At 60.6% G+C, this 20,401-nt stretch carries 23 protein-coding genes; 11 read left to right on the top strand and 12 right to left on the bottom strand.

Annotated elements, in window-relative coordinates; translation table 11 throughout:
- Positions 1 to 127: 127 nt before the first annotated feature.
- From LAT62_RS07425 to LAT62_RS07440, 4 genes are all read right to left on the bottom strand, one after another.
- Positions 128 to 895 carry an NRDE family protein gene (locus LAT62_RS07425; RefSeq protein WP_293381317.1) on the bottom strand — a complete coding sequence of 256 codons (768 nt, stop codon included), beginning with the start codon at positions 893 to 895 and terminating at the stop codon, positions 128 to 130.
- 121 nt (positions 896 to 1,016) lie between these two features.
- Positions 1,017 to 2,123, bottom strand: a complete 1,107-nt coding sequence (locus LAT62_RS07430) for a TRAP transporter substrate-binding protein (RefSeq protein ID WP_293381320.1) — start codon at positions 2,121 to 2,123, stop codon at positions 1,017 to 1,019.
- 34 nt (positions 2,124 to 2,157) lie between these two features.
- Positions 2,158 to 3,507 (bottom strand): TRAP transporter large permease subunit, encoded by a 1,350-nt coding sequence (locus tag LAT62_RS07435; RefSeq protein WP_293381429.1) that lies wholly within the window; start codon positions 3,505 to 3,507, stop codon positions 2,158 to 2,160.
- Between the two features lie 41 nt (positions 3,508 to 3,548).
- The gene (locus LAT62_RS07440) at positions 3,549 to 4,121 is read right to left on the bottom strand and encodes a TRAP transporter small permease subunit (RefSeq protein ID WP_293381324.1); all 573 of its coding nucleotides are present in this window, start codon (positions 4,119 to 4,121) and stop codon (positions 3,549 to 3,551) included.
- A 204-nt stretch (positions 4,122 to 4,325) separates the two neighbouring features.
- On the opposite strand from LAT62_RS07440, the gene LAT62_RS07445 reads away from it, so the two are divergent.
- Entirely contained in the window at positions 4,326 to 5,696 is a 1,371-nt protein-coding gene (locus LAT62_RS07445; RefSeq protein WP_293381327.1) for a cache domain-containing protein, read from the top strand.
- Between the two features lie 29 nt (positions 5,697 to 5,725).
- The gene (locus LAT62_RS07450; RefSeq protein ID WP_293381330.1) at positions 5,726 to 6,367 is read left to right on the top strand and encodes a response regulator transcription factor; all 642 of its coding nucleotides are present in this window, start codon (positions 5,726 to 5,728) and stop codon (positions 6,365 to 6,367) included.
- Here the strand turns inward: LAT62_RS07450 and LAT62_RS07455 are convergent, their stop codons facing one another.
- Complete coding sequence (locus tag LAT62_RS07455) at positions 6,368 to 7,297, bottom strand: DMT family transporter (RefSeq protein ID WP_293381333.1); 930 nt, start codon at positions 7,295 to 7,297, stop codon at positions 6,368 to 6,370.
- A gap of 116 nt (positions 7,298 to 7,413) precedes the next feature.
- Between LAT62_RS07455 and rraA the strand changes: the two genes are divergently transcribed.
- A complete protein-coding gene (rraA, locus tag LAT62_RS07460) occupies positions 7,414 to 7,893 on the top strand; it encodes a ribonuclease E activity regulator RraA (protein ID WP_293381336.1) in 480 nt (159 codons plus the stop codon).
- 18 nt (positions 7,894 to 7,911) lie between these two features.
- Here rraA and argH read toward each other — a convergent pair whose 3' ends face one another.
- Entirely contained in the window at positions 7,912 to 9,306 is a 1,395-nt protein-coding gene (argH, locus tag LAT62_RS07465; RefSeq protein WP_293381339.1) for an argininosuccinate lyase, read from the bottom strand.
- 150 nt (positions 9,307 to 9,456) lie between these two features.
- On the opposite strand from argH, the gene LAT62_RS07470 reads away from it, so the two are divergent.
- Together LAT62_RS07470 and LAT62_RS07475 are read left to right on the top strand one after the other, a co-directional pair.
- A complete protein-coding gene (locus tag LAT62_RS07470; RefSeq protein ID WP_293381342.1) occupies positions 9,457 to 10,503 on the top strand; it encodes a sensor histidine kinase in 1,047 nt (348 codons plus the stop codon).
- Complete coding sequence (locus LAT62_RS07475) at positions 10,500 to 11,207, top strand: LytTR family DNA-binding domain-containing protein (RefSeq protein WP_293381345.1); 708 nt, start codon at positions 10,500 to 10,502, stop codon at positions 11,205 to 11,207. The genes LAT62_RS07470 and LAT62_RS07475 overlap by 4 nt, the downstream gene beginning before the upstream one ends.
- A 5-nt stretch (positions 11,208 to 11,212) precedes the next feature.
- Here the strand turns inward: LAT62_RS07475 and LAT62_RS07480 are convergent, their stop codons facing one another.
- The 5 genes from LAT62_RS07480 to LAT62_RS07500 form a co-directional block, all read right to left on the bottom strand.
- Entirely contained in the window at positions 11,213 to 11,461 is a 249-nt protein-coding gene (locus LAT62_RS07480; RefSeq protein ID WP_293381347.1) for a YfhL family 4Fe-4S dicluster ferredoxin, read from the bottom strand.
- Positions 11,462 to 11,473: 12 nt separating this feature from the next.
- Positions 11,474 to 11,962 carry a pantetheine-phosphate adenylyltransferase gene (gene coaD, locus LAT62_RS07485; RefSeq protein ID WP_293381350.1) on the bottom strand — a complete coding sequence of 163 codons (489 nt, stop codon included), beginning with the start codon at positions 11,960 to 11,962 and terminating at the stop codon, positions 11,474 to 11,476.
- A 121-nt stretch (positions 11,963 to 12,083) separates the two neighbouring features.
- Positions 12,084 to 13,505 carry a coniferyl aldehyde dehydrogenase gene (locus LAT62_RS07490; protein ID WP_293381353.1) on the bottom strand — a complete coding sequence of 474 codons (1,422 nt, stop codon included), beginning with the start codon at positions 13,503 to 13,505 and terminating at the stop codon, positions 12,084 to 12,086.
- A gap of 2 nt (positions 13,506 to 13,507) precedes the next feature.
- On the bottom strand, positions 13,508 to 14,119 hold the full coding sequence (gene rsmD, locus LAT62_RS07495) for a 16S rRNA (guanine(966)-N(2))-methyltransferase RsmD (RefSeq protein WP_293381356.1): 612 nt from the start codon (positions 14,117 to 14,119) through the stop codon (positions 13,508 to 13,510).
- A complete protein-coding gene (locus LAT62_RS07500; protein ID WP_293381359.1) occupies positions 14,106 to 15,044 on the bottom strand; it encodes a hypothetical protein in 939 nt (312 codons plus the stop codon). Before LAT62_RS07500 ends, rsmD begins: the two co-directional genes overlap by 14 nt.
- Positions 15,045 to 15,123: 79 nt before the next feature.
- On the opposite strand from LAT62_RS07500, the gene ftsY reads away from it, so the two are divergent.
- From ftsY to trmB, 6 genes are all read left to right on the top strand, one after another.
- Positions 15,124 to 16,134: a signal recognition particle-docking protein FtsY gene (gene ftsY, locus LAT62_RS07505; protein ID WP_293381362.1), complete on the top strand. Its 1,011-nt coding sequence runs from the start codon at positions 15,124 to 15,126 to the stop codon at positions 16,132 to 16,134.
- Positions 16,131 to 16,814: a cell division ATP-binding protein FtsE gene (gene ftsE, locus LAT62_RS07510; protein ID WP_293381365.1), complete on the top strand. Its 684-nt coding sequence runs from the start codon at positions 16,131 to 16,133 to the stop codon at positions 16,812 to 16,814. Before ftsY ends, ftsE begins: the two co-directional genes overlap by 4 nt.
- Positions 16,807 to 17,802 carry a permease-like cell division protein FtsX gene (gene ftsX, locus LAT62_RS07515; RefSeq protein ID WP_293381368.1) on the top strand — a complete coding sequence of 332 codons (996 nt, stop codon included), beginning with the start codon at positions 16,807 to 16,809 and terminating at the stop codon, positions 17,800 to 17,802. Before ftsE ends, ftsX begins: the two co-directional genes overlap by 8 nt.
- A gap of 136 nt (positions 17,803 to 17,938) precedes the next feature.
- Positions 17,939 to 18,808, top strand: a complete 870-nt coding sequence (gene rpoH / locus LAT62_RS07520; protein WP_293381371.1) for an RNA polymerase sigma factor RpoH — start codon at positions 17,939 to 17,941, stop codon at positions 18,806 to 18,808.
- 8 nt (positions 18,809 to 18,816) lie between these two features.
- Positions 18,817 to 19,179, top strand: a complete 363-nt coding sequence (locus LAT62_RS07525; RefSeq protein WP_293381374.1) for a DUF423 domain-containing protein — start codon at positions 18,817 to 18,819, stop codon at positions 19,177 to 19,179.
- Positions 19,180 to 19,193: 14 nt separating this feature from the next.
- The gene (gene trmB / locus LAT62_RS07530) at positions 19,194 to 19,892 is read left to right on the top strand and encodes a tRNA (guanosine(46)-N7)-methyltransferase TrmB (RefSeq protein ID WP_293381377.1); all 699 of its coding nucleotides are present in this window, start codon (positions 19,194 to 19,196) and stop codon (positions 19,890 to 19,892) included.
- A 4-nt stretch (positions 19,893 to 19,896) separates the two neighbouring features.
- Here the strand turns inward: trmB and LAT62_RS07535 are convergent, their stop codons facing one another.
- Positions 19,897 to 20,316 carry a DUF3575 domain-containing protein gene (locus tag LAT62_RS07535; RefSeq protein ID WP_293381380.1) on the bottom strand — a complete coding sequence of 140 codons (420 nt, stop codon included), beginning with the start codon at positions 20,314 to 20,316 and terminating at the stop codon, positions 19,897 to 19,899.
- Positions 20,317 to 20,401 lie beyond the last annotated feature (85 nt).

The following is a 20,401-nucleotide window of genomic DNA, read 5'->3' on the forward strand; positions in this document are numbered from 1 at the left end:
GAAAGTAGACAGTAGACAGTAGACAGTAGACAGTAGACAGTAGACAGTAGACAGTTCGATCGTTGCCAAACCACCGAATACTGTCAAGCCCCCACTGTCGACCGTGCACTGTCATCTGTCGACTAATTCACCAAAACCCCTCCAACCTGACGGTATTCTCGGTCTCCGCCCGCCCTTGCGCATCGAACGTCTGCTCATGCAGTTGCAGGTTGCCGTGGCGGTCGATGATCAGCCCGGTGCAGGCGCGGGTGCCGTATTCAGGGAGCTGAATGAACTGGGCTGACAGGGCCTTTTCCCATGTCGGGCTCAATCCGGTCGCTGGCAGTTCGCTGTCCGGTGCCGGTGTCGGGTCGCCCAGCAGATGAGCCAGGGTCTTCACTTGGGTGGGGGCACCCAGCCAGCCACGCAGTTTGTCTCTTGCTTCAACCAGCTTCGGCCAAGGGACATCCAGCGTGGCGTTGCTCAACCCATAGACCCCGGAAGACAGGGGTTGCAGGCCGTCCGCATGATTGGACAGGCACCAGGCTTCTTTGCGGTCAGCTACCAGCAGATTGAAGCCCTGATACTGATCCTTGTTCGCATCAATGCCTTTCACCACCTCGCTCAGCGGGCGGCTGTCGAGCAACGCATCCAGCACCAGTTGGCCGCGCGAGGGGCCCCGCCTGTCGGGTGCAGGAATCTGACGCACATTGGTCAGTGCAGCAACTCGCCCGGTCGACTGAAAGACACCCAGCCAGGTGCCACCGGCCTGCAGGTCTCGTCCGGCATACAGGCCCGGATGGTCCGGCCATTCTTTCAATGGCTGTGTGGGACGGGCAAAGAACTCATCCCGGTTGGCGGCAATGGCCAACGGGTAATCCGGATGCTGGTTTAGGGCAAAGGCAATCAGGCACATAACAAGTATCGTTGGCGACAGGGCGAGGCGGGGGATTATAGCGGTTCAATGCGGCAGAAAGAAAACGGCAGCCCATTGGGCTGCCGTTCATATCACGCCATTTACTCTGGCAATGACCCGCTTACAGGTCAGTCAGATCGAAGTAACGACGACGCGCCTCGAGGAAGGTCAGGTCGTTGTCATCGGTCCGTGCCCGCAGCAGGTTCAGAGACTCGATAAAGCTCTCTGTAGTACGGCGAGTCAGCGGATCGCTGCTGTCACGCAGTTCCATGATGATTTCCTTGGCCGCGTTGGCACCGGCTTCCAGAATATCTTCCGGGAACTGACGCACGATGACGCCATGGTCGTTGACCAGAGTCTGCAGTGCGATCGGGTCGTTGGCATAGAAGTCTGATGCCACCTGATCGTATTCCGCCTGACAAGCCAGCTCGACGATGCGCTGAAGGTCACTCGGCAGCTCTTCGAACTTGGCCTTGTCGACCACACACTCGGTGGCCAGACCCGGCTCGATGAAGCTCGGGAAGTAGTAGTTCTTGTGGATCTGGTGGAAGCCCAGCGCCAGGTCGTTGTAGGGCCCAACGAACTCGGCCGCATCCAGAGCACCGGACTGCAGCGCCTGGAAGATTTCGCCACCGGCCATGTTGACCGTGGTAGTACCGATCCGGTTCCAGACTTCACCACCCAGCCCCGGCGTCCGGAAGCGCAGACCCTGAATGTCGTCCAGGCTTTTCAGTTCCTCAGGGAACCAGCCACCCGCCTGGGTGCCCGTGTCGCCTGACAGGAAGCCTTTCACACCGAACTGGTCATAGATGTCATCCCAGATTTCCTGGCCACCCATGTACCGCACCCAGGCCGCCATTTCACGCGAGGTCATGCCGTAGGGCACCCCGGTGAAGAATGACAGGCCTTCACTGCGGTTGATCCAGTAGTAGGCGGCACCATGCATCATCTCGGCAGAGCCTTCAATGACCGCATCCAGAGATTCCAGAGCAGGCACCAACTCGCCGGCCGAGTAAACACGAACGGTCAGTCGGCCACCCGACATTTGTGTGATGCGATCTGCCAGACGCTGTGCGCCGACACCCAGACCCGGGAAGTTGCGTGGCCAGGTTGTAACCATGCTCCAGGTACGGTTACCACTGCCCTGAGCGATGGACTTGGAACCAATGGCCATGGCACCTACACCGGCTGCCGCAGCAGAGCCGGTCAAAAAATCACGACGCTTCATATCGTTTTCCTCTTTCGTTTTATTGTTGTAGCGGCTACCGGATCACGGAAGGCAGCCAGGTTACCAGTCCGGGGAAGGCCACCAACAAACCGATGATGACCATCTGCAATAAGACAAACGGTATTGCCCCCTCGTAGATCTGGCGGGTGGTTACCGAATCCGGTGCCACCCCACGCAGATAGAACAGCGAGAATCCGAATGGCGGCGTCAGGAAGCTGGTCTGAAGATTGACCGCAATGATGACACCCAGCCAGAGCGGATCAACGCCCATGAACAGTAGTATAGGTGCTGTGATGGGTACCACGAGGAAAATAATCTCGAAGGTATCCAGAATGAAGCCAAGGAAGAACATCAACAGCATGATGAAGATGATGGCCCCGACCTTGCCGCCCGGCAGGGCGTTCAGGAAATCGGATACCAGCTCGTCACCGCCCATGGTGCGGAACACCAGGGCAAACACGGACGCACCGACCAGAATAATGAAGATCATCGAGGTGGTGGTAGCCGTAGCCATCATGACATGACGCAGATTGGCCAGGTTCAGCTTGCGCTTCATGGCGGCGAGCAGCATGGCCCCCACAGCGCCTACCGAGGCCGACTCGGTGGCGGTGGCAAAACCACCCAGAATCGAACCCAGAACCGCGAAGATGAGCACCAGTGGTGGCACCAGACTGACGAATACATCCTTCAGCAGCGCAGCCTTCTCTTCGTCTGTCACTTCCAGTGCCGGGCAGGACGCCGGATCCCGCCAGGCCTTGTACAGCATGTACAAAATGAAGATGCCGACAAACATCATGCCGGGCACGAAGGCTCCCGCAAACAGATCACCGACAGACACCACCTGAGGGGCAAAGTTGCCCATCTCCATCTGTACCTGCTGATTGATGCCCGACATCATGTCGCCAAGGAATATCAGCACCGTCGACGGCGGAATGATCTGTCCGAGGCTGCCCGAGGCACAGATGACACCGCTCGACAGGCGGGGGTCATAACCGGCACGCAGCATCGCCGGCAGCGACAGCAAGCCCATGGTCACGACCGTGGCGCCCACGACGCCAGTGGAGGCCGCCAGCAGTGCACCCACGATAATCACCGACAGGCCCAGACCACCGCGCATGGTACGGAACAGACGCCCCATGGTGATCAGCAACTGCTCAGCGATACCGGAACGCTCCAGCATCATGCCCATAAATATGAATATGGGCACCGCCACCAGCACATCGTTGCGCATGATACCCCCATAGCGGGAGGCCAGCGTGCCGAACATGCGGGGCTCGAATACACCCAGCCAGTAGCCGATCAGGGCAAACAGCATTGAAACGCCGCCCAGCGTGAACGCTACCGGGAAACCGAACAGCAGGAAGCCAATAATGGCGAAGAACATGATCAGGGCAAGAATCTCACCGAGTAATACCGGATCCACGGTCAGACCTCCTGCTTTTCGACGTTTTTGTAGCGGAAGTATTCCGGCACCAGGTCTTCCCGGTCACACAGAATCAGGATACTGCGCCCGACCATGGCGATGGCCTGCAGCCCGACAACGACTGCAAACACCAGAACAAAGGTCTTGACGATATAGAGCCCCGGCATGCCACCGTAATTGGAGGATGCTTCCATGATGCGCCAGGAGCGGCGCACATAGGGCAGGCCATAGATGAACACGATATAGACGAAAGGTGCGGTGAACACGACACTGCCCACCATGTCCACAACCGCTTTCCAGCGCTTGGAAGCAGGACGATAGAAGACATCAACCCGCACATGCTGATTGGTCAGCAGCGCATAGCCCGCAATGCCCATGAACATCACGCCACTCATCCAGACAAACAGGTCCTGCATCCAGATATGGCTGATGGAAAAGAAGTAGCGCTGTATCACAACAGTAAAGCACACCACCACGATCGCGAGTGACAGCCAAGAGAAGATCTGCCCCAGAAGCCAGTTCACTCTGCAGATCGCTCTGACGATCCAGGAGATCACCAGGACGGTCCACGACATCAGATGCATCGTTATTCCTCAGGATTATTTTTGTATGATTATTTTGCACATAGTATCGTGGTCTGCCCAGCGCCGCATGCCAATTAGTGGGAGTACCGAACAACAGCGCAATACCACCGAGCGAACACTCAGTATTACTACTGAATTTGGTGCCACTGGGCCAACCAACAAGAACAACCAGCCTTCACCCTACCGGAATTCGGCATGAATCTGAAAATAAAAATCATTCTTCTTGCCATCCTGCCCATGCTGGTGGCCGCTGGCATTCTGTCAGTGCTCGGTCTCAATCATTCGCGGCAACTGGCGGAGCAGGTGCTCGACGTCTACGAATACAACCTGACCCATTCCCGGCAGCAGGCACTCAAAGAGCAGATGGACCTGGCCAACTCTGCCATACGCAACATCACTGAAAACCCGGAATTGTCGGATGACGAAGCTCAGGAGGCGGTCAAGCAACTGCTGCACAACCTGTCATTTGGTGAAGACGGCTACTTCTTTGCCTACACGCAGGAAGGCATCAATGTGGTGCATCCCACCATTCCCGAATTTGTCGGGGAAGATCTCTACGAGTTCGAGGACCGCGAGGGCAATCTGCTGATTCAGGGCCTGCTCGATGCCGCCAACAGTGGCGGTGGCTACCACCGCTATGTCTGGGAACGGCCTCCCCTGATGGAGCAGGAAGACAAGCTGGGCTATGCAGACCTGATTGAACCCTGGAACTGGATGTTCGGCACTGGCCTCTATCTCGACTCCATTGCCGAGGAGGTCGAGATGGTCAAGGCCTCATTTGATGACAACATCCGCAACAGTTTCATTGCCGTCATGACCGTTATTCTGGCGACCGTTGTACTGATTGTCCTGCTGGGCCTGGCCATCAATCTGCATGAACACCGGCTGGCAGACAGCAAATTGCGTGACCTGGTACAGAAATTCCTGCGCTTGCAGGTGAACGAGCGGCGCAAGTTTTCGCGCGAACTGCATGACGGCATCAACCAGCAACTGGTGTCACTGAAATTCAGAATCGAACTGGCCGAAAAGAAACTGGACGGCACCGGTGACCGCCATCCCGCCCTGCAGGATCTGGACATCGCCAGCAATGTACTGAATCAGACCATTCGTGAAGTGCGCCAGATTTCGCATGACCTGCGCCCGGTATTGCTCGACGACCTGGGCCTCAAGCCAGCCCTGCGCGCACTCGCCGAGCATTTCGAGGAACTGACCGGCATTGAAGTGCAATTGGACTATGGATTGGCCGAGGGCACTTTTTCGGATGAAGTGGAAATTACCATCTATCGGATCGCTCAAGAGTGCCTGAACAATATTGAAAAGCATGCCCGCGCCACTCAAGTCTGTATCAGTGTGAGCCAGCAACAGGATAGAATATATTTCGAAGTGCGCGACAACGGCAGTGGGTTTGACCTGAAACGAGGTCAGACCAAGGGTATTGGCCTGGTCAATATGCGTGAACGCGTGGAGGTCGTAGGTGGGCGACTCAATCTGCATACCTCCCCTGGCCTGGGCACCGAAGTGCGCGCAGTGCTGCCTACCAAGCAGGGGTGGGCGCAAACTGTTTGATCCGCAACCTTGAACAACAAAGAGATGCCATGACGGAGATACAGCCCCTGATCAGAGTCCTGCTGACCGACGACCATCTGCTGGTACTGGATGGTCTGGCAGCCAGGCTGGCCACAGAAGACCATATCGATATTGTCGGCAAGGCCCACAATGGTGAAGAGGCGCTTGAACTGGCGCATCAGCTCAAGCCGGACGTGGTCATCATGGATGTTTCCATGCCAGTACTCTCGGGCCTTGAAGCCATGCCGCGCTTTCGCGAAGAGCTGCCGGACGTGCGTGTCCTGATGCTCAGCATGCATGACGACCGAGAGTACATTCTGCCACTGATCCGCTCCGGGGCCTCGGGCTACGTGCTCAAGGATGTGTCATCCCATGAGCTGATCAAGGCCATCGAGACGGTGCATCAGGGCAACACCTACTTCAGTTCAGGCGCCAGCCAGGCGCTGTTTCATGAGCCGGAATCCGACGGCCACCCCAGGGAAGCACTGAGCAAGCGGGAAGAAGCGGTTCTGCACCTGATCGCGCTGGGGTATGCCAACAAGGAAGTCGCACGCACCTTGAGCATCAGCGTGCGGACGGTAGAGACCCACCGCTACAACATCAAACAGAAGCTGGGCATTCAGAGCACGGCCGGACTGACTAAATACGCCCTGGAGCACAACCTGATCTGATCAGGGTGTCACAGGTTTCGGGGACTTTCGGATCAGCGTCGCCAGGGCAATGCCGCTGAAGATAAACACCATCCCCACCCAGTGGAACGGCAGCAGGCGTTCGCCGAGCAGCAGGGTTGCCAACAGCAGCGCCCAGACGGGTATCAGATTGATAAAGTAGCCCGCACTGCCCGGACCCAGTATCTGCACCCCCCGGTTCCAGAACAGGAACGCCACCACACTGGCAAACAGACCCACATAGCCGATACTGAGCAGTGTTGTCGTGTTCCAGTCCATGACCCTGTCCTGCACAAAGTGCTCATGCAGAAACAGCGGTGTCAGCACGATCCAGCCCACCAGCGCGGTCAGCGCAAAAAAGGCCGTGCCGCCGATCTCTGCCGGTCGGCGGCGCAACAGAACCGAATAGAGACACCAACTGATCACGGCCGCCAGTATCCAGAGGTTGCCACTGCCGCCACGAAAGGCACTGAACAACTCGGTGGGCTGGCCCTCGGTGACAATCAATATCACGCCGGCAATCGACACCGCTGTACCCAGCAACTGTCGCACTGACATGGCCTCACCGAACAGCAGCCAAGTGAACAGCAGTATCAGCACCGGCCCGGAAGACAGCAGCAGCACGGCATTGGTCGCCGGCAATGTCTGCAGGCCGAGATACACAAAGGTGTTGAAGATGGTCACGCTGAGAATCGACACTGCCAGCAGATAACGCCACTCGCGCACCAGTACCGGACGCAACTGCCATAGCGGGCGGGCAGCAAAAGGCAGGATGACCAGCAGGGCCAGCACCCAGCGCCACCAGGCCAGGGCAACCGGAGGAATGTCCGCCGAGACCGCCCGACCCAGTACAAAATTGCCGCCCCAGAACAGGGTCGTTGCACACAGCAGGCCATAGGCCAGCCAGCGCGAAGGCACTTGAGAGTCGGTCATACTGCAGCCTGCCGGAGTCAAAATAATCGCTGCAAGTTAGCACAGACGGCACGGGTACGCGACAGCCCGAGGCACAACCGGTAAAGTGCGAATCAATGCAACTTCAGGAGATAGACATGACCTTCACTGCGACCTGCGACCTCTATGACGAGCATGAAGAAGCGCTGGGTGTGCTGCCCGCAACCCTGAAAGATTTTGGCGGTCGCATCCGCTTTCAGGGCCCGGCGGTGACCATCAAGTGCTTTGAAGACAACTCCCGCATCAAGGAACTCAGCGCCACTCCCGGCCACGGCAGGGTGCTGGTGGTCGACGGCGGCGGCAGTCTGCGCTGTGCCCTGCTGGGCGACATGATCGCCAAGGATCTGGTCGACAACGGCTGGGCGGGGGCGGTCATCTTCGGGCTGGTTAGAGATCGGGCAGAATTGGCCGAGCTGGACCTCGGCGTCAAGGCGCTGGGCACCATTCCGCGCAAGTCCCAGCGCCGAGGCGAAGGCCATGTCGACCTGCCCATCCGCATTGAAGGCACTCAGGTAAACCCCGGCGATACCGTGGTGGCCGACGAGGATGGCGTGGTCATTCTGGCAAGCGGTGCATGAGCGCCTGACTGGAGAGCGCTAGCGCTCTTCCAGCCTCGCTCTGGCGCGCTCTGCCGCCGCCTTGACCTGTGCCGGTGCGGTGCCGCCAAGATGATCGCGGGCGGCCACCGAGCCTTCGAGGGTCAGCACCTCGAACACGTCGTCGCCGATGGTGTCGCTGAAGGGCTGCAGCTCAGCCAGTGTCATCTCCGACAGATCCTTGCCGGTTTGCAGGCCATAGGCCACGGACTTGCCCACCACATCATGCGCATCGCGGAACGGCATGCCCTTCTTCACCAGATAGTCGGCCAGGTCGGTGGCGGTGGAGTAGCCGCGAATGGCGGCGCTCTTCATGCTGTCACGATTGGCCTCGATAAAGGGCACCATGTCGGCAAAGGCACGCAGGCAGCCACTCAGGTTGTCGACGGTATCGAAGACGGGTTCCTTGTCTTCCTGATTGTCCTTGTTGTAGGCCAGCGGCTGCGACTTCATCAGCGTCAGCAGCGACATCAGGTGGCCAAATATGCGTCCGCTCTTGCCACGCACCAGTTCCGGCACATCCGGATTCTTCTTTTGCGGCATGATCGACGAACCGGTACAGAAACGATCCGGCAATTCGACGAAGTTGAACTGGGCCGAGGTCCACAGCACCAGCTCTTCCGACATCCGTGACAGATGCATCATGATCAGCGAGGCTGCGGCACTGAATTCAATGGCGAAGTCGCGGTCCGAGACACTGTCCAGACTGTTCTCGCTCGGCCGGTCGAAACCCAGCAGATCGGCGGTGAACTGGCGGTCGATCGGATAGGTGGTGCCGGCCAGAGCGGCGGCGCCCAGCGGCATCACATTCATGCGGACCCGGCAGTCATGCAGGCGGCTGAAGTCGCGCTCCAGCATCTCGTTCCAGGCCAGCAGATGATGACCGAAGGTGACGGGCTGCGCGGTCTGCAAATGCGTGAAACCGGGCATGATGGTGTCGGCTTCCTGCGCCGCCAGATCGATCAGCCCGGTTTGCAATCGGGTCAGCTCTGCCATCAGGTGGTCCAGCTCGTCGCGCAGGTACAATCGGATATCGGTAGCAATCTGGTCGTTGCGCGAGCGGCCGGTATGCAGCTTCTTGCCCACGGGGCCAATCTTGTCGGTGAGCGCCTTCTCGACATTCATGTGCACGTCTTCCAGTGCCACGGACCACTCGAAGGTGCCGGCTTCGATATCCGCCATGACGGCTTTCAGACCGTCGAGGATCTGATCCCGCTCGTCATGGGTCAGCACCCCGACCTTGCCCAGCATGCTGGCATGGGCAATGGAGCCCTCAATGTCGTAGCGGTACAGGCGGCGATCAAAGCCGACACTGGCGGTAAACTCCGCTACAAAGGCATCCGTGGATTCGCTGAAGCGACCGCCCCACTGGACGTTGGTCGAGGGTGTAGACATGATTTCGGAACTCCGCAAGGGGTTAAGGCAGGCGCCATTATACGCAACACCGGGGCCAACCCCAATCAGCAGCTTTGCCGCCCCACTTGGCGTACCGCTGCAAACGCCTTATCGTAAGGTGACAACCGGCAGATAACAGAACCAGAGCCCATGCAGGTAAAAACAGCCGCCGCGATTGGCAGCAGTACACTGTGTTCGGACAACACGGTGTGGTTTGTGGTGCTGATGGCACAACTGCTGGGGCTGGTCATTGCCCTGCTGCTGGGGCCTGATGCCTTCTGGTTGCATCTGGCGCTGGCCTCTCTGTTCTGCCACTGGGTAGGTCTGGTGGGCCTGGCCTGCCTGTGCTGGCTGCAGCGCCGGGGGGTCGATGGGCAGACCCGGCGCCATTGGGCGCTCTACTGGGGCGTTCTGTCGGCGCTGGGTATCCTGGCGCTGGCTGCCGGCCATCGCCTCTATGGCTGGCTGTTCCCGCTGCAGGCGGTCGGCAGCCCGGAAACCGTCTTGATGCAGGTGGCCGCCGTGCTGATATTTTCCGGCCTGCTGCTGCGCTACTGGTATCTGCAGAATGCGCTGACCCTGCGTCAGCAGGCCACGACTCAGGCCGAACTGGATGCGCTGCAGGCGAGACTCAATCCGCATTTTCTATTCAATGCACTGAACTCGGTGGCGGCGCTGATTCGTCAGGACCCGCAGCGGGCAGAGCAGGCCGTGGAGCACCTGGCCGACCTGATGCGCGCCAGTCTGCGCTCGCAGCAGTCACTGATTACATTGCGCGAAGAACTGGATCTGACCCGGGCCTATGTCTGGCTGGAACAGGCGCGTTTCGGTGACCGTCTGCAAATCGCCTGGGATGTGGATGACCGCCTGCTTGAAGAGCGGGTACCCATGCTCAGCCTGCAGCCGCTGGTGGAAAATGCGGTCAAGCACGGCATTGCGCCGAGCACCGACGGGGGCACCGTGCATATCGACATCAATGCGGCGGTCCGGGTCTGGATGATTCGGGTCAAGAACCCGCTGCCCGACACGCCGGCCGCCGCGGGCAACCGATTCGCCCTGTCGACCCTGCGCGCTCGTGGTGAGTCGCTGCTGGGTGCGGATTTTCAACTCAGTACCCGTCTGGAGGCAGACCATTTCGTGGCCCAGATCACCTTGCGTCTGCAGCCGGACCCCGTGCGCAAGAAGAAACGCCGATGACCATTCTGATAGTCGACGACGAACCCCTGGCCCGCGACCGGCTGGCAGCGCTGCTGACTGACCTGGTCCCGGCAGACCAGATTATCACTGCGGCCTCGGTGCCGGCCGCGGAAGCGGCACTGGCACAGGCTCGCCCGCCGGTAGAAGTAGTGCTGCTGGATATTGAAATGCCCGGACAAACCGGGCTGGACTGGCTGCAGAGCCTGAGCCAACTGACCAGCCCCCCGGCGGTCATCATGACCACCGCCTGGGCCGATTATGCGCTGCCCGCCATTCAGCAGGGGGCCGATGGTTATCTGCTCAAGCCAGTCAAGGCCGACGAGTTGCGCACGGCACTGGAACGGGCCCAGCGGCAGAACCGCCTGCAGGCCCGGCAACTGAACCCGCGGGTACCGATCAATGCCGACGGTACCGGTGATCATGTGGCCCTGGACAGCATCTGCTGCTGCACGGCCGAGAGTCGCTGGGTCAGGGTGGTCACCGATGAACATGAGCATGTCAGTGACCGGCCGCTGAAGGAGTGGGAAGAGCTCTACCCTCAGGCACTGGTGCGTATTCATCGAGCCCACCTGATCGGGCTGGCGGCGCTCGAGTCACTGCAACGGGAGGATGGCCAGTATCAGGTGGTATTGCGCAATGGCGACCGGTTACCGGTCAGTCGCCGGCACGTCCGACCGCTGCGCCAGCGTCTGGGCAATTCGTAGCAGTTTCAGGATGCAGCGCAAAGGCGCTGATAGCGGGCTTCCAGCGTGGCGTGCGATTCAATCCGCTCCGGGTCGACCGGGATGCAGTCGACCGGGCACACCTGCTGACACTGAGGCGCGTCATAGTGACCCACGCATTCGGTGCAGCGTTCAGGGTCGATCACGTAAGGATCACCTGCACTGATCGCCTCATTCGGGCATTCGGGCTCGCAGATATCGCAGGCAATACAGGCGTCGGTAATCAGCAGGGCCATAACAGTGTCGTTTCAGGTGTCATCCTGGCTGCCCTTCTCGCGCAGTGCAGTGGCCACGGCCGGATGCACGAACTTGGACACATCGCCCCCCAGCAGGGAGACTTCGCGCACCAGGGTCGAAGAAATGAAGGAATAGTGCTCGGCCGGCGTCAGGAACAGGCTTTCCATGCCATCAACCAGAGCCCGGTTCATGTTGGCCAACTGGAACTCGTATTCGAAATCGGAGACGGCGCGCAGGCCGCGCAGAATGGCTGTGGCATCCTGGTCACGCACAAAATCTACCAGCAGGTTGCTGAACCCGCACACCTCCACATTAGGAATGTCGTCCAGCACGATGCGCGTCAGCTCCACCCGCTCGTCCAGGGTAAACAGCGGACGCTTCTTGGGGCTGGCTGCCACACCCACCACCACGCGATCGAACAACTTGCCGGCCCGCTCCACCAGATCACGGTGGCCATTGGTAATGGGGTCGAAAGTTCCGGGGTAGACGATGGTTACCATGGCGGGCTCTCTTTGCTTATTGGCTTTGTAATGGACAACCCGCCACAGACCGGATTGCACTCGGATCTGGGCCGGTTGACGAGCAGGCGCTCAGGATAGTACCGCGAAAGTTCCGGTCAACTCAACGCAGCAGCCAACGCCGCACCCATTGATGAACCTGACGGCCATAGGGCGGATAGAGCCAGTTCAGGCTGCTCATTCGCCCGCTGTAGATCACGGATCTGGCGTGCGAAAAGGTACGGAACCCTTCGATACCGTGATAGGCCCCCATGCCCGATGGGCCTATGCCGCCAAACGGAAGCTGGGGGTGTGCCGAATGCAACAATGCATTGTTGACCGTGACACCGCCGCTCGGCATGGCACAGATGACATCCTCGCGGCTCTTCCTGTCCGTGCCGAAATAGTAGAGGGCCAGTGGCAGTGGCCGGTCTCGCATGAAGGCAATGCCTTCGGCTTCCTGTCGATAGGTCACTATCGGCAGCCAGGGTCCGAAAATCTCCTCCTCCAACAGAGCGCTGTCTGCGGGCACGTCGGTCAACGCCACAACCGGCAGGCGACGATCCTGCAGCCAGTCTTTCGGCAGATGATCGATTCCATGCAGTTTGGCACCGCCGGCTTCGGCAGCCTCGAGCAGCGCACACAGTCGCTCATTATGGTGTCGATTGATAACTGCCGTGTAGTCTTCGTTGGTCTGGTACTCCGGCCAGAATTCGCGCACCGCCGCAACGAAATGCTCGATAAATGCACCGCACCGGTGCTCCGGCACCAGCACATAGTCAGGGGCGACACAGGTCTGCCCGGCGTTCAGCCCCTTGGCGAAGGCAATGCGGCGCGCCGCCAGGCGCAGGTTGGCGCTGGCCGCCACAAACGCCGGTGACTTGCCTCCCAGTTCCAGCGATACGGGCGTCAGGTTCTTCGCTGCGGCCGCCATCACCTGGCGCCCGACCGTTGTCGACCCGGTAAACAGCAGATGGTCGAACGGCAATGCGCTGAACGCCTGCGCCACCGCGACATCCCCTTCCACCACCGTCACCACATCCGGCTCGAAATAGCGTTCGATCAACTGCGCCAGGCCAGCCGAAAATCCGGGCAGCGCCTCCGGCATCTTGATCATCACCCGGTTTCCTGCCGCCAGCGCATCCAGCAGCGGACCCGCGGCCAGAGACAGGGGATAATTCCACGGCACGATGATGCCCACGACGCCCTTGGGTTGATAGCGCACCTCGGCCCGGATCGGCTGCAGCAGCCAGGGAGTGCGGCGTTTGCTCGGGCGCATCCAGCGATGCAGGCGTCGCAACACATGATCAATGCCCAGCAGCGTGGGCAGAATTTCCGCCAACCGGGTCTCGTCGTGACTGCGGTGGCCGAAATCCTCCGCCAGCCGCTCACAGAGCCAGTCCTGATTCTCGGCCACCAGTCGACGCAGCAGTCGCAGGCGACTCTTGCGCACGGCAAGCGGCGGCCCGCCATGCGCTGCCAGATCGCGGGCAAACGCGGCTTTCTGGGCCTCGAATCGCTGCTGCAGGTCGGTTGGGTCAGACATGGTCAGGCTCCGTTAGTGCTGTCGGTGTTGGCAACCCGACACAGGTGCTGGCAGATACTGCCGCTGCGGGTCTCTTTCAGCGTAGCCCATTGGGCCGGCCAGGCCGGGGCAAAGTCGCGCGGGGTTTCCAGATAAATCAGCGACCCCGGGCCGACACAGCCCGAGGCGGCCAGGGTGTCGATCGAGCGCTGAAACAGGTCGTTGGCAAAGGGCGGGTCCAGCAGTATCACGTCAAACGGTGCGCTGACAGCGCGCATCCAGCCGAGCGCATCGGTGCAGTGCACCTGACCGCGCGCACCGGCGCCCAGAGTTTGCAGGTGCTCACGAATCATCAGCGCGGCCGTGCGATCCTGTTCGACAAAACTCACTTCTGCGGCGCCACGGCTCAGCGCCTCCAGGCCCAGAATGCCGCTGCCGGCAAAGGCATCCAGCACCCGGCGGCCGGCAATATCCGCCTGCAGCCAGTTGAACAGGCGCTCACGGCCTTGTGACAGGGTGGGCCGCAAACCCTCTGTCGGCCGGAAGACCAGTTTCCTGCCCCGCCACTCGCCACCGGTCAGGCGCAGTGCCTGCTGGCTGCGGGGTGCAGTGCGCGAGCGTTTACGAGCGCTCAAACCACTGCTCCCAAAGGCTCCGGAATGTCTCGTAGTCGAGGTTTGCCAGCCGTTCGGCCCGCCCGGTAAGATGATCCGGGGTGACATCGAATGCGGTCAGCGTCAGCAGTTGGCCGTGAATGTAGTCAACAGATCGGCGCTGATCCGTATGTGCGTCAACCCAGTCTTCGCGCAGTGCCAGAAAGTCCTGTTCGTCCGGCACTCGGCGCTGGCTGGCATCCAGGCTGGTGTTGAGCAAGGCTTCGCTGTCCCGGGTACGGTGGCTCCAGGTCAGCCGGGCGTTGTAACCGTCGAGGCGCTCGCTGAGCAGTTCCATGGCCAGGGCAAAATGCAGGTAGCCCTCGGTGCCGGGCGCCGGGCTGGTTAGGCGGGTCACTGCTGCCGGGCGGCTGATCTGCAGCGCTGCGCCCGGGGCGTCCGCGCTGGCCACGCGACTGGCAATTTCCTCTACCCGCTCCGGTGTCAGGTCGCCAGTGACCACCAGGCGAGTCTGTGCCGTGTTCGCCGGCAGCCACTGACTGAGAAACCGGGTGCCGTCCTGCAGCGCCCCGGTGGTCAGCGGCATGGTCAGGGTGGAGACCATCAGGCCGTGTCGGGCCGTGACCTCCAGATGAGTGTCGCCCGGCGCCGGAGAGACCTCCAGGGGTTGCCGGTCGCTCAGCACCGTGACGCGAACCTGTCCGCTGTCCGGCAGATCAACCCAGGTCACCCGCAGGCCGGCGAACTCATCCTGCCGCACCGGCAACTGCGCCACGTCGAACTCTGTGCGTACCTCGCCGTCCACCGGGTCGACCAGAAAAGCCTCCGACGGCCCCAGATTGTTCAGCAGGGCAATCACGGGTATCAGGATGAAGATCAGCAGCCACAGAAAGCGGCGACCGAAAAAGGGTTTCTTGTAGGGACTGTATTGAGGGCTGGGACTCATCAGCAGGCTATGGATTCAGTTTTGCTACATTCTGCATTCTGATAGCATTGGGCGCCAGCATTTCCCGGAAACACCCCGCATGTTTGGATTTGGCAAAAGCAAAGAGAAGGGCGCGGCCGTGCCCGAAGAAGACACGCAGGCGTCCGTTTTCGGCCGCCTGCTGGATGGGCTGGGCAAAACACGCGCCCAACTGACGGACGGACTGACCAGCCTGTTCCTGGGCCGCAAGGAAATTGACGAAGAGCTGCTGGAAGATATCGAAACCCAGTTGCTCAGCGCCGATGTCGGCATGACGGCCACCCGCGAGATCATCGATGCGCTGACCGACCAGGTAAAGCGCCAGGTGCTCAATGACGCCGAGGGGCTGCGCAATGCCCTGCAGGAACAGCTCACCGGCCTGTTGACACCGGTCAGTGAGCCACTGGACATCAGTACTCACAAACCCTTTGTCATCCTGATGGTGGGCATCAACGGCGTGGGCAAGACCACGACCATCGGCAAGCTGGCGCATCAATTCAAGGCCGAGGGCAAGTCCGTGCTGCTCGCCGCTGGCGATACCTTTCGCGCCGCCGCCGTCGAGCAACTGCAAGCCTGGGGTGAGCGCAATGAAGTCCCGGTCATCGCCCAGCATACCGGGGCAGACAGCGCCTCGGTGATTTATGACGCCGTGCAGGCGGCACAAAGTCGCGGTACTGATGTGCTGATCGCCGACACGGCCGGACGCCTGCACAACAAGGACAACCTGATGTCGGAGCTGGAGAAGGTGGTGCGTGTCATGCGCAAGCTGGACCCGGAAGCGCCGCACGAGGTCCTGCTGGTGCTGGATGCAGGCACCGGACAGAATGCCATTGCGCAGACCCGTCAGTTCCTGGAAACGGTCGGCGTCAGCGGCCTGGTGCTCACCAAGATGGACGGCACCGCCAAAGGGGGCGTTATCTTTGCACTGGCGCGTGATTTTGGCCTGCCCGTGCGCTATATCGGCGTTGGTGAACAGGCCGCCGACCTGCGTCCGTTCAAGGCGGACGAATTCTGTTCGGCTCTGTTTGGCCCGTCAGCCACGGCCGACACAGACCACGAGACCGGCTCATGATCATTCTCGACCAGACCTCCAAACGCTATGCCGGCGGACATGAGGCATTGCGCAGCATCAGCATGCAGGTCGAAAAGGGCGAGATGGTGTTTCTGACCGGGCACAGTGGCGCCGGGAAAAGCACCATGCTGAAACTGATCACCCGCATCGAGGTGCCCACCTCCGGGCAGATCCGGGTAAACGGTCAGTTGCTGAACAGAATGTCCAAAAGCCAGGTGCCGTTCTATCGCCGTGATATCGGCATGGTCTTCCAGAACCACCAGTTGCTGATGGACCGCACCGTCTTCGACAATGTCGCCCTGCCCCTGCGCGTGGCCGGGGCGCAGCCTGCCGACATGCAGCGCCGGGTGCGCGCCGCGCTGGACAAGGTCGGCCTGCTGCAACGCGAAAAGTATTACCCGCAGATGCTCTCCGGCGGTGAACAGCAGCGCGTCGGCATTGCCCGTGCCGTGGTGAACCGGCCGGCCATCCTGCTCGCCGACGAGCCCACCGGTAACCTGGACCCTGTATTGTCGCGCGAGGTGATGAATCTGTTTGCCGAATTCAACCGGGTCGGCACCACGGTAATGATTGCCAGCCACGACCTGGGTCTGATCGCGCGCATGCCCTACCGGGTACTGACATTGCGCGAAGGCAACCTGGTGAAGTCTTCGGCACTGGAGGGCATCCGCAATGGCTGAGACGCAAAACCAGGCCAGACGGCGTCCGGCCAACCGCATGAAAAAGCGGGGCACACGGCGCACCGAATTGCACAGCCGCACCTGGCTGCTGCACCACCGCCACCTGCTGCGCGAAAGTGTCGGTGACATTATCCGGCATCCGTTCGCCAGCGCCCTGACCTGGCTGGTGATCGCCGTGGCACTCGCGCTGCCGGCACTGCTCTATGTCACGCAGAAGAATCTCGAACAACTGGCCGGGCAGTGGCAAGAAGGCGCCCAGGTGTCGCTGTATCTGGAGGACCGCCTGTCTGCCGAAGCCGGCAGCCGCCTGGCCGAAGACCTGGTGCGACGCCCCGAGGTGCGCGATGCCTGGTACCTGTCACGCGACGATGCCATGCAGGAGTTCTCCGCCTGGATGGACCTGGGTCCGGTGATGGAGTCACTGGACAACAATCCGCTGCCGGCCACCATTGTGGTCATCCCGGTCAGCCAGACACGCACCGACATCGAAATTCTCGGTGAGCTGCTGGGCAACCTGCCCGAAGTGGCCGACATGCAGATGGATATCGAATGGGTGCAGCGCCTGGAGAGCATCAGTGAAGTCCTGAACCGCGCGCTGTTCGCGGTCTCCGGGGTACTGGGCCTGACGGTGGTGCTGGTGATCGGCAACACCATGCGCATGGCAACCGAAGCCAGACGGGATGAAATCATGGTGGTCAAACTGGTCGGCGCGACGCAGAGCTTTGTGCGCCGCCCCTTCCTGTACATGGGCTTCTGGTATGGCCTGTTCGGCGGTGTGGTCGCCTGCGGACTGACCTGGGGTAGCCTGGCGCTGCTGTCCGGGCCAGTGGACACCCTGGCGGCCAGCTATGGCACCACGCTGCGGTTGCGCTCACTGACCGCGCCAGAGGCCCTCGGGCTGATTGGTGCCGCCGTGGTGCTCAGCATCACCAGCGCCTGGCTGACCGTGTCACGACGCATCGCCAGCATTGAACCGAATCCGATCTGATTGCGTAATCGGGACACTCTGCAAAAGGACTGGAAAGCGACCCTTTGGGGTCGCTCGGGATATTGTAAATCTCACAATTCTGGTATAATCACTGCAGTAATGAATGCAACGTTTTTATAGAGGTCACTGGAAAGCCATGTACAAGCACTTACCGACCCTGGCTGTCGATACCATGAGCCCTGGGGCCAACCTGGAATCCTATATCCAGGCGGTCAACAGCGTGCCAGTGCTGTCTGCTGAAGAAGAGCGCAGTCTCTCCGAGGCTTTCTACTACGACAACGATCTGGCCGCTGCCCGCCAACTGGTGCTCTCGCACCTGCGTTTTGTGGTGCATGTTGCCCGCTCCTACTCAGGCTATGGCCTGCCGCAGGCCGACCTGATTCAGGAAGGCAATGTGGGCCTGATGAAGGCCGTCAAGCGCTTCAATCCTGAAGTGGGTGTGCGCCTGGTGTCTTTTGCCGTGCACTGGATCAAGGCGGAAATTCACGAATACATTCTGCGCAACTGGCGCATCGTGAAAATTGCCACCACCAAGGCCCAGCGCAAGCTGTTCTTCAACCTGCGCAGCGCCAAGAAGAGCCTGGGTTGGCTGAATCCGACCGAGGCCAAGGCAATCGCAGAAGACCTAGGGGTCAAAGAGTCGACCGTCTATGATATGGAAGGCCGGCTGGCCGCTCATGACGCCACCTTCGAGTCGGACAACGACGATGACGATGCCGCCTTTGCACCCGAGCAGTTTCTGTTCGATGTCAGCTCTGACCCGGCCGGTCAGGTCGAAAGAGCCGATGCGGCGGAAGACGTGCAAGAGCGACTTTATGCCGCTCTGGAAGATCTGGACGAGCGCAGCCGCGATATTCTCGGCGCGCGCTGGCTGGGTGATCGCAAGAGCACCCTGCATGAGCTGGCCGACCGCTACGGTGTTTCGGCAGAGCGCATCCGCCAACTTGAAAAGAACGCGATGAAGAAAATTCGTCGCGCCATTGGCGAAACCGAACTGACGGCCTGAGCCGACGCATGTCGGCTCCAGCCACTCTGCTCGCCGTGGCCGCCGTTCTGGGCGCGCTGGGGGTATCTCTGGGTGCCCTCGGCGGCCACGCCATGCAGGACCGCCTTTCCCCTGAGCAACTGGTCACCTGGGACACCGCTACCCGTTATCTGATGTGGCATGTGCTGGCTGCCGTCGCCATTGGCTTGTCGGCCCGTCTGCCGCTGGTCAGTGCCGGCTGGATCATGCTGCTGGGTGCCGTTCTGTTCTCTTTCAGCCTGTTCGGCTGGCTCCTGCTGCACTTTCGCCCCCTGGTGTTCATCACGCCGCTCGGCGGCCTGGTGATGATTGCCGGCTGGCTCTGGCTGGCCTGGAAAACCCTCTCTACCTGAAGACTGACAACCTGATGACAGATGGATTGAACAAGCCCTTGCGGCGCATACGCAGCTTTGTCATGCGCACCGGCAGAATGACCCCCGGGCAACAACGAGCGCTGGAAGAACAGTGGCAGCACTATGGCCTGGAAGCCGACGGCCGCCCGCTGGACCTGCCTGCCGTCTTCGGTCGCCAGGCACCGGTCACTCTGGAGATCGGCTTTGGCATGGGGGACTCGTTGCTGGCCATGGCGCAGCAGGCTCCGGAACGGGATTTCATCGGCATCGAAGTACACCTGCCGGGCGTCGGCCGACTGATCAACCAAGCCCATGACGCCGATATCCACAATCTGCGCGTGATGAAAGACGACGCCGTGACCATTCTGGAGCAGCAGATTGCCGACGGTGCTCTGGATCGTGTGCAGATCTACTTCCCCGACCCCTGGCACAAGAAGCGTCATCACAAGCGGCGTCTTGTCCAGCCGGAATTTGTCAGCCTGCTGGCACGCAAACTGGTACCCGGCGGCTGGATACATCTGGCCACCGACTGGGAAAACTATGCCGAGCACATGCTCGAGGTGCTGTCAGCCGCGCCGGACTTCACCAATACGGCCACCTCCGGTGGCTACCTGAGCGGGCGGCCCGACTTCAGGCCGGAAACCCGGTTTGAACAGCGCGGGCAGCGCCTGGGACACGGTGTGTGGGATCTTATTTTCGAGCGCAAAGGCTGAGCGATCAGTACCAGCCGTAGCCGATTTCCAGACGAATCTGCCAGGACAGGTCATGGCGCACCAGCCCGACCGGCGTCAGGTGCATCCGGTCTACCCAGACCGAATAGCCCAGACCCCCTTCCAGCAGAAGATCACCCTCCGTCGGCAGGTAGCCGCCGACCTGGGCCAGATACCCCTCCCGGAAGGCTCCGGTCGGGTAATAACGAAGGTGTGGACTGAGCACGATGCCGTCACTCAGGTCTTTCGCATTGAAAGACAGGTCGGCACCCAGGCTGAAATGGTTGCTGATGCGGTTGTCATAGGAAATATTGGGATTCAGAAAGCCCCAGCCGACCAGGTCCGTGCTCAGGTCATGGCGAAACGCACCGGCCGCGGCGGTCAGGCTCAGGCTCAGACTCAGTACCAACACCAGCAGTGCCGACATCGTGCGCCCGGACACCCGTCCGGCCGTTGTCGTTTTACTGCTCCTTGTGTGTACAGTCCTCATCAGACCTGATCCTCCGTAAAAC

This window comes from Natronospirillum sp. (assembly GCF_022565775.1).
Classification (GTDB): Bacteria; Pseudomonadota; Gammaproteobacteria; order Pseudomonadales; family Natronospirillaceae; genus Natronospirillum.